The following is a 14367-nucleotide window of genomic DNA, read 5'->3' on the forward strand; positions in this document are numbered from 1 at the left end:
CTCTCCACCTCGATCGCAGCCTTGGCGAACTGCCGGCGGCCTGTCGAGATCATGCAGGCCATGGGCAGCCTTGCCGGCTGTGCCTGTAGGCCTGGGGCAGACACAAGCGGACTCTGCCCTCGATCGACCCCCGCCGCTCCAGTCCGCCTCATGAGCACGTTGATCCGGTTTACCTCGGTAGACGTGCAAGCGCGTCCAGTATTTAGTCCCGCGCGGGTCGCGCACGATTTCCCCTGACTGACTTCCATCCGCCATTTGGAAATTCTCATGACTTAGTGAGAATCATTCTAAATTTCCCCAGGCCTGTCTCGTCTCTCCAGATAACGCGCTATCGACAGCGCAAATCATGGGCGACACGCAGGAGCGAGCGCCGACCGCCCGATGGCGGGGCGCTCCGGGCAGAGCAGTAAGCCGCCGACTCCGGCGTGGTCACGCCCCAAGGCCATCGCGATACAGGACATTGGCACCATGACCCAGATGATCACCCCGACCTACGACGTGCTCGGCATCGGTTTCGGCCCCTCCAACCTGGCGCTGGCGATCGCCCTGCAGGAGCAGGCGCGACGCGAGGGTCGCCACTACCACGCACTGTTCCTCGACAAGCAGGCCGACTACCGCTGGCACGGCAACACCCTGGTGGCGCAGAGCGAGCTGCAGATTTCCTTCCTCAAGGACCTGGTGACCCTGCGCAACCCCACCAGCCCCTACAGCTTCGTCAACTACCTGCACGCCATGGGCCGGCTGATCGACTTTACCAACCTGGGCACCTTCTACCCGTGCCGAATGGAGTACAACGACTACCTGCGCTGGGTCAGCGATCAGTTCGCCGAGCAGCGCGTCTGCGGCGAGACCGTCAGCCGCGTCGAACCGGTGCAGGGGCCGGATGGCATCGAGCTGGTGAAGGTCATCTCCAGCGACGCCCGCGGCCACGAACGCTTCCGCCTGGCGCGCAGCGTGGTGGTGAGTACCGGGGGAACGCCGCGCTTCCCGTCGGCCTTCAACCACCTGCGCGACGACCCGCGCGTGTTCCACCACGCCCGTTACCTGGAGTGCATGGCCAAGCAGCGCTGCAACCAGAACGAGCCGATGCGCATCGCAGTGATCGGCGGTGGCCAGAGTGCGGCCGAAGCCTTCATCGACCTGAACGACAGCTTCCCTTCGGTGAAGGTGGACATGGTTCTGCGCGCGGCGGTGCTCAAGCCGGCGGACGACAGCCCCTTCGTCAACGAGATCTTCGCCCCGCGCTACACCGACCTGGTGTTCAACGAGCCCAAGGCCGAGCGCGAGAAACTGATCCAGGAGTTCCACAACACTAACTACTCGGTAGTGGACCTCGACCTGATCGAGCGCATCTACGGCATCTTCTACCGCCAGAAGGTGGCCGGCGTGGACCGCCACGCCTTCCTTTGCCGGCGCAATGTGGAGGCCGCCAAGGCCGACGCCGAAGGTATCGAACTGACCCTGCGCGACAGCGCCACCGGCGCCGTGGAAACCCATCGCTACGACGCGGTGATCCTCGCTACCGGCTACGAACGCAAGTCGCACCGCGAACTGCTCGCACCGCTGCAGGACTACCTGGGCGACTTCGAAGTGGGCCGCGATTACCGCGTACTGGCCGACGAGCGCCTGCACGCCGGCATCTACCTGCAGGGCTTCACCCAGGACAGCCATGGCCTGAGCGACACGCTGCTGTCGGTGCTGCCGATGCGCGCGCAGGAAATCGCCGCGTCGATGTTCGAGCACCTGCCGCCGCACGAGACCGCGCACAAGCCGACGCGCCCGCTGACTGCGGAAAGCGCGTGATCTGCAGGCCCGGAATCGACTTCCGGGCCGGCTAAATTTCCGCCGACCCTGCTCGTCATACGGGCGGGGTCGTTGCATTCACCAAAGGGAACCCACCATGACGCCCAGCTTCTCGCTTCCATTGCCTGACGGCCGCAAGCTCTCCGCCGACCACGGCACCCAAGGCCTGACCCTGCTGCTCGACGGCCAGCCGCTGCTCAGTGCGCAGCGCGAAGGCGAGTGCTGGCAACTGAGTTCCGCGCCGTCCGTGGAGGCGCTGTGGGCGCTGGCCTACTGGACCTTCGCAGGCGATGTACAGAGCGAGCGCGTGCAGTTCGCTGCCGCCAGCGTGCCCGCCGAGGCGCTCGCAAAAGGCCTGGTGAGCCGAGATGAAGTCGGCGGACGCCTGCAGATCGAGCGCACGGCCTTCTGGCAACTGGGGGCTGCCTGGCACAAGGGCGCGACCAGCGCCAACTACCCGCAGGTCTACCGCATGAGCAACGGTCGTCGTCATCCGTTGCGCGCGCCCAAACCGCAGGGCGAGGTCTATCGCCGCTTCGACGCCAAGCTGGGGCAGTGGATTTCCCTGCGCACCCTGGATATCGAACTGGACCTGGAACGCTTCAGCCGCTGGCAGAACAGCCCGCGCGTGCTGGAGTTCTGGCAGGAGGGCGGCACCCTGGAGCAACACCGCGCCTACCTGGAAAAAGCCGCCGCCGACCCGCACACCAGCACCCTGATCGGCTGTATCGACGACGAGCCCTTCGCCTACTACGAGGCCTACTGGGCCAAGGAAGACCGCATCGCGCCGTTCTACGAAGTGGACGACTACGACCGTGGCATCCACATGCTGGTGGGGGAGGAATCCCACCGTGGCCCGCACAAGGTGGAAAGCTGGATGACCGCCCTGGTGCACTACCTGCTGCTGGACGACCCGCGTACCCAGCGTATCGTCGCCGAGCCGCGCGCCGACAACGCGAAGATGATTGGCCACATGCAGCGCCTGGGTTTCTGGCGCGAGAAGGAATTCAACTTCCCGCACAAGCGCGCCGCGCTGATGGTGCAGAGCCGGGAAACCTTCTTCGAGCGTTGCGGCCTGTGCTGACAGCGGCTCGCCGCGTGAGCGAGGGCTGCCGGTGATCGCAGCCCTCGCGCCGCTGTATTTCAGCGAGTTCGCCAGCTACCGCGAGGTGCTGGTGACCCGCGACGATCCCCGTCCCTCTGTCTCCGCGCGCGCCTTGCTTGAGCGGGAAATGCTCGACAGCGTGCTGCGCCGCTTCGATCCGCCGCACGCCGATGGCGACCGGCGCGCACTGGCTTCGCAGTGGTCCAAGTGGTACCTGGTACGCCTCATTCCGCCGGTGGTGGCTGCTGCGCTGGTGCTGGGCCGCACGTTGCCGTTGGCGTTCGATGACATCGAAGTGGTGCTCGACGCCCAGGGCATTCCCGAAGCCTTCAAGCTGCCGGGGGAGGGTGGGCCATTCACCGCGCCACCCGGCGATCCGTTCGAGCGCTTTGCCCATCTGCTGGAGGATCACCTGCAGCCCTTCGTGCAAGCGATAGCCGCTGAGGTGCGCCTGTCGCCCAAGGTGCTCTGGAGCAACGCCGGCAACTACTTCGAATGGTTCATCACCGAGATGGCCAGGCTGCCGCCGCTGGCCCCGATGCTCGGCCACGGCCGCGAACTGCTGGAGGCCGAGCGCCGTCCGGACGGCACGCGCAATCCGCTGTACAAGCCGATCCAGTATGTCGAGGTGTCCTGCGAGCAGCGCCCGGACGGGCTCTGGCGGCAGCGCCGGACGTGCTGCATACGCTACCGGCTGGGCAGCATCGGAAACTGCGACAACTGCCCGCTGATCGACGAGCCTCCGGCCCAGGCAAGCGACCTGTAACGGAACTCCCGTAGGGCGGATAACCTGTCCCAGGCTAGGCATCCTGCGCCGGGCGACCAGGCTTCATCCTGTGCCGAACGGCGCCTTCTCCCGCTGCGGGAGAGGGGCTCCCGGCCATGCCCGCGAGGGGCGTTTCCGCTCACACGGGGATCAGGGAGGCGCAAGGACGTAGGATGCTGTGGAGCGCAGCGATACCCATCGAGTTCCGCGCACCCTCAGCAGCATGGGTATCGCAAGCTCCACCCATCCTGCAGATGCGCTCACGGGGAGGCTGACAGGGGACGGTTCGTCCCAGCAGGGGCTTAGCGCAGGTAGCTGATCGGCGACCCATCCGCCGGGTTGCTCAGCACGCCCATGGGGATGCCGTAGATGTCTTCCAGCGTTTCCCCGCGCATCAGCTCGTCCGGCGTGCCCTGGGCCAGCAGGCGACCACCGTGCAGGGCGATGAGGTGGTCGCAGTAGCGCGCCGCCATGTTGATGTCATGCAGCACCACCAGCACGCCCAGGCCGAGCTCGCGGCTGAGCTCGTGGACGCGGGAAAGCACTTCCACCTGGTGGGCGATGTCCAGCGCCGAAGTCGGTTCGTCCAGCAGCAGGTAGCGGCTGTTCTGCGCCAGCAGCATGGCCAGCCAGACGCGCTGGCGTTCGCCACCGGAGAGCAGGTCCACCGGGCGCCCGGCGAAGGCGAGGGTGTCGGTGAGATCCAGCGCGCGGTCGATCTGCCGACGGTCCTCGCCGGTGAAACGGCCTAGAGCGCCGTGCCAAGGATAACGGCCGAAGGCGACCAGCTCGCGTACGGTCAGGCCGTCGGTCTGCGGCAGTTGCTGCGGCAGATACGCCACCTGGCGCGCGAAGTCGCGGTTGCCCCAGTCCTGCAGTGGCTTGCCGTCCAGGCGGATGCTGCCGCCGCTGGCCTGCTGCTGGCGAGCCAGGAGCTTGAGCAGGGTCGATTTGCCCGAGCCGTTGTGGCCGATCAGGCCGATCATGTTGCCGTCCGCCAGCTGCAGGCTCAGCGGTTGCAGGAGCGTGCGACCGGGGACGCTGAAACTGACATTTTCCAGTTCGAACATGGGGTCATCCGTAGGGGAGGCGTGGCCGGAAAAAGCGGGAGACCGACTCTAATCCAATTGCTAATGGTTATCAATTTTCCCAGACCTGGCGGAACCGCCGGATGGATTGCCTGTCACTGTCGCAAACCGCTTATGATTCAACGTCGTACATGATCTGGTAGGACCCATGGAGTCTGCTGTCGAACGCTACAAGCGGCTGGTTGCCGAAGCCCTTGCGCGTTATTTCCCCCGTACCACCCAATACCTGCGCGACGAGCGCGAAGCGGCGCAACCCAAACCAGGGGCGCGCGGCAAGGCGAAGGGCAAGGCCAGGGCGCCGGCCAAGCGTACTGCCGGGGCCAGGAAGGACGACGACTCGCCTGCGGCCAAACGCCCGCGCGCCCCGGCTGCTGCCGGCATCTACGGCAGCGCCAGCGCGCCGGACGAGCAGCACGCCCTCGATATGCGCCAGCGCGTGGCCCAGGCCGCTGCCCACGGGATCGTCAGCCTGCCATCAGACGAGCAGTGGGCGATGATCCTTGCGCCCGAGCCGCTGGCCCGAATCTTCGCCGGCGCCGGCTCCGGCAAGTCCACCACCCTGGTGCTGCGGGTGGTCTACATGCTCTGCCATCTGGGGATAGACGCCGAGAAGGTGACGGTGATTTCCTTCACCAACGCCTCCTGCGCGCAACTTCGCGAGCAACTGGTGAAAGTGCTCGGCTACTGGGGGCATCCGTTCGACGCGGCGCAGGCGCGGCAGTGCGTGCGGACCTTCCACTCGGCCATGGGCACCCTGGCGAAAGTTGCGCTGAAGCATCCACGCTGGTTCGAACAGCTGGACGAGCGCGCCCCAGTCGATGAGCTGGACAACCCCTTGCTCGCCGGCCGCTTGCGCCCGGCTCAGCAGCGCCTGCTCAAGCAGGTCTATCAGCAGTGCTACGCCGATCAGGCGCCGTTCCGCACCCTGGTGCACCAGTTGCTGGAGCTGCCGCCACCGCCGGAAGCCGGCGAAGACGGCAAGCCGCCACGCATCGGCAAGGCGCCGCTGGATGCCTTCAAGCTGCCAGGTGAGTTCACCGCGCTGCCGCTGTTCGAGGCCTTCCATGCGCAGTCCGGCTTCATCGAGAGCATCGGCCTGCGCATCGACCGGCTGCAGCCGAACAAGCTCGGCTGCCCGCCGCGCGAGCGCCAGTTCATCCAGGCATTGCAACTGTTCTGGGCGGCTTTCGACGCTGCCTTGCAGGAGCAGGGCCTGCTGACCTTCAACCTGGCGTTCCAGCGCCTCACCGACCAGCTCGGCGACGGCAAGCTGCCGGCCGAAGCCCTGGCGCCGTTCCAGCACCTGCTGATCGACGAGTTCCAGGACGTCTCGCCGCAGATCGTACTGTGGCTGCAGGCGCTGCACCGCGACCTCGCCAAGCGCGGCGAGGCGGTCAGCCTGATGGCCATCGGTGATGACTGGCAGTCCATCTACGCCTGGCGCGGCAGCTCCCCGGAGCTGTTCATGGACTTCGACCGGCATTTTCCCAGCAAGGGGCGGCGCAAGAGCCGCGTGCTGCTGCTGGAAACCAACTACCGCAGCATCGACCCGGTGATTCGTGACGGTGAGCGCGTGCTGGTGGGCGTGGCCAACAAGCAGGCCAAGACCTGTCGTGCCTTCAAGTCGGCGGAGGCGGGCGACCACGGGGTGAAGCTGGTACAGCGCTTCGATGCGCGCAGGAACCTGCCGATCCTGCTGGAGGAAATCCGCAGGCAGTGCGAGCACGTCGCCGCGCGCGGATCGAAGGAGAAGACCGCCGTGCTGCTGCTCAGCCGACGCAACGAAATCCTGCAGACCATTCTCGGCGAGCTGGACCGCAAGCTGCCGGTGAAGGGCATGACCATCCACCGCGCCAAGGGCCTGCAGGCGGAAGTGGCGATCATCGTCGACGACTGCGCGCCACCGGAAAAGCACCCGCTGCGCAGTGCGCTGTACGCGGCTTGCGGCTTCTTCGCCAGCAGCTACGACCAGGCCCAGCAGGACGAGCAGCTGCGCCTGGCCTACGTGGCGATCACCCGAGGCGTGAGCCGGGTCTTCTGGTTCACCCGCAAGGCTCAGGGGCCGACGGCGATCCTGGCGATGCGGCGCAACGTTGAAGCTGCGCCGGCATGAGGATCAGTCGTCGCGGGTGAGGACTTCCAGCAGTTCAATCTCGAACAGCAGGTTGGAGTTGGGCTGGATGTGCGCGCCCACCTGGCGCCCGCCGTAGGCCAGGTGCGCGGGTACGAACAGCTTGCGCTTGCCGCCGACTTTCATCCCCATGAGGCCGGTGTCCCAGCCCTTGATCACACGGCCGGTGCCGATCACGCACTGGAAGGGGCGGCCCTTTTCGTAGGACGAGTCGAAGACGGTGCCGTCCTCCAGGGTGCCCTTGTACTGGGTGGTGATCAGGGCGCCCTTGACCACGGCCTTGCCGTCGCCGACGACGATATCTTCGATCCGCAGTTCGCTGCTCATGGAGTTCTCCGTTGTTGCGGGTGCGGCACGAGCGCCGCGCGGGCGTGCGTTTTCGCAGGAAAGCCCAGCCTTTGCAAGCTGCCGCAGCGATCAGCCCAGGGCCATTTCGCCGAGAATCCATTCGCGGAAGGCCTTGATCCGCGGTTCGTCCGCACTGGCCTGCGGATAGACCAGGTTGTAGGCGTAGTCCTCGGCGACCTGCACGCCCAGATCGAACGGCTGCACCAGCAGACCCTGTTCCAGCTCGCGGGCGACCATGGCGTGATCGGCCAGCCCGACTGCGCCGCCTTCCAGCACCGCCTGCACCACATGGCTGGTGTCCTCGAAGGTAACGCAGCCGCTGGAGTCGAAGTCCTCCACGCCGGCCGCCGCCATCCAGCGCGACCAGTCCGGCCAGGGCGCGCCTTCGGTTTCGCACACCACGTGACACAAGGTGTGGGCCTTCAAGTCGCGCGGCTCGCGCAGGGGCGGGCCGTCTTCCAGCAGGCTCGGGCAGCACACCGGGATTATCTGGGTATCGAACAGGCGCTCGGCCTGCAGGCCGGGGTAGCGCCCGCTGCCGAAGCGGATGGCGAGGTCGATATCGTCGACGGCGAAGTCGCGCAGTTCGTCGCTGACGTCGAAGCTGAGTTTCAGCCCCGGATGCAGAGCGCGGAACTGCGGCAGGCGCGGCAGCAGCCAGTGGGTGGCGAAGCGCGCGGTGAGCGAGACCCGCAGTTGTTCCGAGGTACGCGCCAGTCGCCGCGCCCGCACGGTGGCGCGGTGCAGCAGGCCGAGGGATTCCGCCGCCGCCTCCAGCAGCAGCGCGCCCGCCGGGGTCAGCTGGATGCTGCGGCTGGTGCGCACGAACAGGCCGAGGCCGAGCTGGTCTTCCAGCTCCTTGATCTGGTGGCTGACTGCCGCCGGCGTGAGGCCGACTTCTTCCGCGGCGCGGGTGAAGTTCAGGTGGCGGCCGGCGGCCTCGAAGGTGCGCAGCGAGCGGATGCCGGGAAAGGAACGGCTCATCGATCTTCAAATCCTGCTTGATGATCCATCGAGAAATACTCGTTTCTCCAGGCTTCGTCAAAGGCCGATAGTGGGATCACCTTGAAGATCCCCCAGAAGACAGTCGAGCAGAGGAAGCCAACCCAATGTCCGCCACCATTCACCCGTGTATCACCCAACGCAACGCCCAGCCCGCCAGCGCCGACGACCTCGCGCCCCTGGCCTTCGCCGGCTATGCGCACTTCACCGCCATGCAGGTGCGCGACGGCGGTATCCGTGGCCTGGACCTGCATCTGGAGCGCCTGCGCAATGCCTCGCAGCGGCTGTTCGGCCAGAGCCATGCCGACGAGGAGATCCGCGCGGCGTTGCGCGCCGCCCTGGAGCAGGCGCCGGCGGATACTTCGCTGATGGCGACGGTGTACTCGTCTGCCGGGGAATTCACCGTCGCCGGCCCCGAGCACCGGCCCGAGTTGCTGGTGCGCACCTCGCCGCCGTCGGATGGGCCGCTGGGGCCGCTGTCGCTGGCCATTGCCGGGCACGAGCGGGTACTGCCGGAGATCAAGCACGTCGGCGAGATCGCCAAGACCTGGTACCTGCGCGAAGCGGTGGCCGCCGGTTTCGACGATGCGGTGTTCACCGACCACCGTGGCCGTTTCAGCGAGGCGACCATCTGGAACCTGGCGTTCTGGGATGGCGAAACGGTGATCTGGCCGCGGGCGAAGATGCTCACCGGCACCACCATGGGCATTCTCCAGCGGCAACTGGAACAGCTGGGCGTGCGCCAGGTGACGCGTGCCATCGACCCTCAGGACCTGCCCGGCCTGAGCGGCGCGGTGGTGATGAACTCCTGGACGCCGGCAGTACCGGTGAAGCGCATCGGCGATGCAGAGATCCCGCCGGCGCCGGAGTTCGTCGAGTTGCTGCGCAGCGCCTTCGTAGCGGAGCCTCGTGTGAGGCCCTGAGGCGTGGGCGGTTCGCGAGCAAGCTCGCTCCTACAAAAAGCCGCGTGCATGACCCTGTAGGAGCGAGCTTGCTCGCGAACATAAGGTCAATCCAGATGCGCTGCGAAGCCAGTGGCGCCCTGGTTGATCTCTTCCCGCAAGGTCAGCGCGGGAATTTCGTAGTCGCCGCCGTTCTGCCGACGGAAGGGGATGGGCGCCGTGGCCTGCAGGTTGTCCAGGCGCTCGCCCAGTTCCCGCTCGATCTGCGCGTAGCGCTCGGCATCCACGCGGCTGGTGCGATAGACCAGGTAGGGCGGCAGTACCTCGAAACCGGGGTAGTGCAGCACACCGTGGTGGATCGGGAACAGCAGGTCATCGATCGGCCCGTTGATGCCGCGCGCGCTGTAGTGCGACTCCCAGCCACCGGTGGTGACCACCAGCATGGCGCGCTTGCCGGCCAGGTTGCCTTCGCCGTAGCGGTCGCCCCAGCGGGCATCGGAGTGCTCGCCCACGCCATAGGCGAAACCGTAGGCGTAGACCCGTTCGACCCAGCCCTTGAGGATCGCCGGCATGCTGAACCACCACAGCGGGAACTGCAGGATCAGCGTGTCGGCCCAGCGCAGTTTTTCCTGTTCGGCGGCGATATCGCTGCTCTGCCGGCCGGCGGCGTAGGCGCGCTTGGAATCCAGCGATGGGTCGAAACGCGCCTCGGGGTCGCGGTCGAGGCTGTCTGACGCGTCCAGCGTGGCTTTCCAGTTCGTCGCATAGAGGTCGGATACCTGCACTTCATGGCCAGCGGCCTGCAGGCGGCGCACGGCGAAATCCTTCAGCGATCCATTGAGCGAGCGCGGTTCGGGGTGTGCATGGACAATCAGTACGTTCATGGAGGCGTTCATCCTTCAGGTGGGGATGGGCGCAGAATGAGAGGTTCAGAGGTATAGTTGAAATGAATATCCGAAATCCCAGGTATATGGATGACTAATCTGCGGCGTCTTGACCTCAACCTGCTCGTCACCCTCGACGTGCTGTTGCGTGAGCACAATGTGACCCGCGCCGCCGAGCAGCTGAACTTCTCGCAGCCCTCGGTAAGCGTGCACCTGGCCAAGCTGCGCGACATTTTCGGCGATCCACTGTTGCTGCCAGGGCCGCGCGGCATGCGTCCGACGGCGCGGGCCGAGTCCTTGCGCGAACCCTTGCGTATTGCCCTGGAGGCGCTGGAGCAGGCGGTGGCGCCATCAGCACCCTTCGAGCCGGCCCTGGCGGACAATACCTGGCGCATCGCCGCGACTGACTACGGCGAATCCACCATCCTGCTGCCGGCGTTGAGCGCCATTCGCGGCAACGCGCCGGGCACGCGCCTGGCCCTGCTGGAGCTGTCCCCGCCGCGCATCGCCCGGCAGGCGGAGCAGGGTGATATCGACCTGGCCTTCCACACCACCGAAGGCAGCCCGCCGGGCATGCGCCGCCGCACGCTGTTCAGTGAGCGCTATGTGCTGGCCGGCCGGGCCGGGCACCCGAAGCTCAAGCGCAAGCCGACCCGGGCGCAGTTCTGCCAGCTGGAACATGTGATGGTGTCGCCCGATGGCGGCGGATTCAGTGGCGTGACCGACGAAGCGCTGGCGGCGGTGGGACTCAGCCGGCGCGTAGCCTTGTCGGTACCGCACTTCCTTTTCGTCATCTCGGCGCTGGCCAGCAGCGACCTGGTGGCGATGGTGCCGGCGCGGCTGGTGCGGGGTAACCCGGCGCTGCGCGTGGTGGAAGCGCCGGTGGAGGTGCCGGGTTACGAGATGTCGATGCTTTGGGACGAACGTTCGCACCGCGACCCGGCGCATCGGTGGCTGCGCGAGCAGATTGCTGCATCAGTCTGAGCGTTGATGCTTTTGTAGGAGCGAGCTTGCTCGCGAACCACCGCCCAGCACCGAAGTGGTCGGGGAGTTCTTGTTCGCGAGCAAGCTCGCTCCTACAGGTAGCTCCGGCGAAGTGTCGCGTGCTCTTCGGGAGGCGGCGCGTCAGGTCACTGGGTAAACCGCGTCCGCAACAGGTACTGCAGCGAAGCGGCCAGCGTCTGCCCATGGCTCATGCCATCGAAGGCATGGAACCGGGCCTGCATGCCCGGCACCTTGGCGACGTCGTCCACCAGTTGCTGAGCGGCGCGGGGAGCGCTGGGGGTGATGTCTTCGCGCGGCTTGAAGGGCTCCTCGCCGCCGCGCATCAGCAGTAGCTGCGCGGAATGTCCGGCCAGGCGGTGGGCGAAGCCAGTCTGCTCCTTGAGGATGGCGCCGTCGCCCCACCACAACGAAGGGCTGGCAGGTGCGTAGAAGCTGAACTGTTGCGGCCGGGTCAGTAGCGCGTGGAGCGTCAGCAGGCCGCCGTAGGAATGGCCCCAGAGGGTCTGCTGCGAGCGGTCGATGGGCGCCTGGGCTGCCACTGCCGGCAGCATCCGGTCGCGCATCAGGTCGAGGAAGGCATCGGCGCCACCACTGGGGTCGCCGGTGAGCGGGTCTTTCTGCTCGGCAACGGTGGCGCGCAGCGGGGTGTAGTCGCGGGTGCGGCCGGTGCGGTCGATGCGCAGCGGCGTCTGGTAGCCGACAGCAACCAGCAGCGGAGCCTTGCCGTCGTTCAAGTCGGTCAGCAGTCTCTCGTCCAGCGCGCCGATGGCGGCGTTGCCGTCGAGCAGCCATACCACCGGGTAGCCGGCGGCGGGAGCGGGATGGTTCGGGCGCGCGATCCACAACTGGTAGTGACGCTGGCCGTCGGCGGAGTCCAGTTTCAGCTCGCTGAAGCGGTAGGCCAGGTCGCTGCGTTGCAGCAGGTAGGTGTCCATTTTCTGGTCGGTGGCAGGCGCGGCGTGCGCTGCCAGCCCCGGCAGGGCGAACGCCAGTGCCAGGGCCAGGAGGCGAAATTTCATCAGGCTCTTCTCTAATCAGAACGACGCGGTGAGGCTGGTGTACAGCGTGCGGCCCGGTTCGTTGTAGGTGGCGGCGCCGGCGCCCTCGATGCCGTTCACGCCCTGGGCGTTGCCCTCGCGGAACAGACGCTTGTCGAAGACGTTGTCCACCCCGGCGGTGAAACTCAGGTTCCTGGTGAACACATAGGTGCCGCTCAGGCCGGCGATGGCGTAGGGCGAGAGCTGGTTGTTGGCGCTGCCGGTGACGCGGTCGCCGTGATAGTCGTACTTCTTCGGCTTCTGCTTGCCGTACCAGGCGACGCTGGCCTGCAGAGACAGCGCGTCGGTGGCCTGCCAGTCGAGCATGGAGTTCAGGGTGTACTGGGGCGTCACCGAGAGCACGTCGCCGGTTTCCTTGTTCTTCGACTGCAGCATGTAGGTGAAATTGTTGCTCCACTTCAGCTGCTCGTTCAGCGGGATGGTCAGGGTGCCTTCCAGGCCTTCGACCAGCGCCTTGGGCACGTTCTCCCACTGGTAGATCGCCGCGTTGGCATAGCTGCCGGTGCCGCCGGTGGCCTGATCGACGGGCAAGAGGCCCGACTCGATCTTGTTCTTGTAGTCGTTGCGGAAGTAGGTCAGGCCGGCGATGAGCCCGCCCTGGTTGAACTCGATGCCCAGTTCCTTGTTGACGCTGGTTTCCGCCTTGAGGTCCTCGTTGCCCTGCAGGTAGCAACTGGTGCTCTGGCCGTAGCAGCCCTGGCCACGGCTGTAGAGCAGGTAGTCGGGGTTGAGCTGGTACAGGTTCGGCGCCTTGTAGGCGCGGGCGATGCCGGCCTTCAGGGTGACGCTGTCGGTCAGCGCGTGGGACAGGTTCAGCGACGGGCTGAAGTTGTCGCCGACGATGCTGTGGTGGTCCCAGCGCAGGCCCGGGGTGAGCATGGTGCCGGGCAGCAGCTCGATGTTGTCTTCGGCGAACAGCGAGAAGATCTGTGCCTGCGAGGTGGTATCCCGGTTGGTGCCGGTCAGGCCGGGCACCGAACCGCCTTCGCTGGTGGTCTGGGTATTGGCGCTCGGGTCGTCGAGCTTCTGTTGCACCCACTCGCTGCCCAGGGTCAGGGTCTGGTCGCGCCAGGCGTGCAGCGGCAGGTTCACTTCGCCGTGGGCGTTCAGGTCGCGCAGGGTGGCGGTGTAGAAGTCGGTGTTGCTGAAGATGCCTTCGGTGCCGCCGGCCAGGCCTTCGTTGATGCGGCTGTTGCGGGTCTTCTCGTACTGCAGGTAGGCCATGGAGCTGCCGAAGTCCCACTCGCCACGATGGGTGATCGAGTAGTTCTCGCGGTACAGGCGGTTGGTCTCGTGACCGAGCATGGATTTGACGTTGGCGTTGCTGTTGGTGTTCTGCGTATCGCCGGTGTAGATGTTGCCCTGGCGGCTGAAGCCGGCCTCGAAGTCCAGCGTCTGCTCGGGCGTCAGGTGCCAGCTGAGCAGGCCATTGACGTCCTTGTTGCGCACACCTTCGCGCCCGGCGGGCAGGGTGCCGGCCTGGTTGCCGGTGCGGTTGGATTCGTGGCCGGCGTTGATGTCCCAGTCGTCCGCATCGGTCTTCGCGACGTTGCCGTACACGCGGTAGCTCAGGCTGTCGGTCAGCGGGCCGTTGAGGCCGAAGGTCATGCGCTGGGTGGCGCCCTCGTCGCGGTGCTGCGGGAAGTTGCTGTAGACGGTGACGTCGCCGTGGGTTTCGTTACCGGCCTGCTTGGTGATGATGTTCACCACGCCGCCCGCCGCGCCGTTGCCATAACGCGCCGCTGCCGGGCCGCGGAGGACTTCGATGCGTTCCACCTGATCGGCCGGCACCCAGTTGGTATCGCCGCGCGAGTCGCGCTCGCCGCGCCAGCCGTAACGCACCGCGTTGCGGCTGGAAACCGGCTTGCCGTCCACCAGGATCAGGGTGTTCTCCGGACCCATGCCGCGGATGTCGATCTGGCGGTTGTTGCCGCGCTGGCCGCTGCTGGAGTTGCCGGTCAGGTTGACACCCGGCATGGTACGGATGATCTGCGACAGGTCGCTGGCCGGCGGGCGCTTCCTGATGTCCTCGGCGGTGATGATCGACACGCCCGGCATCTGCTTGGCTTCTTCTGCGGCGGTGGCGACTATGGTCTCGCTGTCGAGTTCGACAGGCTCGGAATCGGCGCTGGCGGCCTGTACGGCGAAGGACAGCAGGCAGCTGGACAGCAGCAGGAAGGGCGGAAGGAACTGCATCGGACGGGACGACATCGGTGATCTCCGAAGGAGGACGATTACTAAGAGATCACAAATGATAATGACTACTATTTGCTGG

12 protein-coding genes are annotated in these 14367 nt (G+C 66.3%); 6 read left to right on the forward strand and 6 right to left on the reverse strand.

What is annotated here, in order from left to right; translation table 11 throughout:
• Positions 1-468 precede the first annotated feature (468 nt).
• The 3 genes from MJ122_RS07575 (at position 469) to fhuF (ending at position 3674) form a co-directional block, all read left to right on the forward strand.
• Complete coding sequence (locus tag MJ122_RS07575) at positions 469-1803, forward strand: SidA/IucD/PvdA family monooxygenase (RefSeq protein ID WP_239743412.1); 1335 nt, start codon at positions 469-471, stop codon at positions 1801-1803.
• Positions 1804-1900: 97 nt separating this feature from the next.
• The gene (locus MJ122_RS07580) at positions 1901-2887 is read left to right on the forward strand and encodes a GNAT family N-acetyltransferase (protein WP_239743414.1); all 987 of its coding nucleotides are present in this window, start codon (positions 1901-1903) and stop codon (positions 2885-2887) included.
• Between the two features lie 31 nt (positions 2888-2918).
• Positions 2919-3674 carry a siderophore-iron reductase FhuF gene (gene fhuF, locus MJ122_RS07585; RefSeq protein ID WP_239743416.1) on the forward strand — a complete coding sequence of 252 codons (756 nt, stop codon included), beginning with the start codon at positions 2919-2921 and terminating at the stop codon, positions 3672-3674.
• A 302-nt stretch (positions 3675-3976) separates the two neighbouring features.
• Here fhuF and MJ122_RS07590 read toward each other — a convergent pair whose 3' ends face one another.
• On the reverse strand, positions 3977-4744 hold the full coding sequence (locus MJ122_RS07590; protein WP_239743418.1) for an ATP-binding cassette domain-containing protein: 768 nt from the start codon (positions 4742-4744) through the stop codon (positions 3977-3979).
• Between the two features lie 166 nt (positions 4745-4910).
• Between MJ122_RS07590 and MJ122_RS07595 the strand changes: the two genes are divergently transcribed.
• Positions 4911-6875, forward strand: coding sequence for a DEAD/DEAH box helicase (locus MJ122_RS07595; protein WP_239743420.1), 1965 nt, complete (start codon positions 4911-4913; stop codon positions 6873-6875).
• Between the two features lie 3 nt (positions 6876-6878).
• Here MJ122_RS07595 and MJ122_RS07600 read toward each other — a convergent pair whose 3' ends face one another.
• Both MJ122_RS07600 and gcvA read right to left on the reverse strand, forming a co-directional pair.
• Positions 6879-7220, reverse strand: a complete 342-nt coding sequence (locus MJ122_RS07600) for an FKBP-type peptidyl-prolyl cis-trans isomerase (RefSeq protein WP_239743423.1) — start codon at positions 7218-7220, stop codon at positions 6879-6881.
• A 90-nt stretch (positions 7221-7310) separates the two neighbouring features.
• A complete protein-coding gene (gcvA, locus tag MJ122_RS07605) occupies positions 7311-8225 on the reverse strand; it encodes a transcriptional regulator GcvA (RefSeq protein WP_239743425.1) in 915 nt (304 codons plus the stop codon).
• Positions 8226-8350: 125 nt separating this feature from the next.
• Between gcvA and MJ122_RS07610 the strand changes: the two genes are divergently transcribed.
• Positions 8351-9166: an aminotransferase class IV family protein gene (locus MJ122_RS07610; protein WP_239743427.1), complete on the forward strand. Its 816-nt coding sequence runs from the start codon at positions 8351-8353 to the stop codon at positions 9164-9166.
• An 86-nt stretch (positions 9167-9252) separates the two neighbouring features.
• Here MJ122_RS07610 and MJ122_RS07615 read toward each other — a convergent pair whose 3' ends face one another.
• On the reverse strand, positions 9253-10029 hold the full coding sequence (locus MJ122_RS07615; protein ID WP_239743430.1) for an NAD(P)H-dependent oxidoreductase: 777 nt from the start codon (positions 10027-10029) through the stop codon (positions 9253-9255).
• A 90-nt stretch (positions 10030-10119) separates the two neighbouring features.
• On the opposite strand from MJ122_RS07615, the gene MJ122_RS07620 reads away from it, so the two are divergent.
• Positions 10120-11013, forward strand: coding sequence for a LysR family transcriptional regulator (locus MJ122_RS07620; protein WP_239743432.1), 894 nt, complete (start codon positions 10120-10122; stop codon positions 11011-11013).
• A 146-nt stretch (positions 11014-11159) separates the two neighbouring features.
• Here MJ122_RS07620 and MJ122_RS07625 read toward each other — a convergent pair whose 3' ends face one another.
• Both MJ122_RS07625 and MJ122_RS07630 read right to left on the reverse strand, forming a co-directional pair.
• Positions 11160-12053 carry an alpha/beta hydrolase gene (locus MJ122_RS07625; RefSeq protein WP_239743434.1) on the reverse strand — a complete coding sequence of 298 codons (894 nt, stop codon included), beginning with the start codon at positions 12051-12053 and terminating at the stop codon, positions 11160-11162.
• Between the two features lie 15 nt (positions 12054-12068).
• Positions 12069-14303, reverse strand: a complete 2235-nt coding sequence (locus tag MJ122_RS07630; protein WP_239743436.1) for a TonB-dependent siderophore receptor — start codon at positions 14301-14303, stop codon at positions 12069-12071.
• Positions 14304-14367 lie beyond the last annotated feature (64 nt).

This window comes from Pseudomonas sp. DP-17 (assembly GCF_022380625.1).
In the GTDB taxonomy this organism is placed as follows: Bacteria; Pseudomonadota; Gammaproteobacteria; order Pseudomonadales; family Pseudomonadaceae; genus Pseudomonas; species Pseudomonas nitroreducens_A.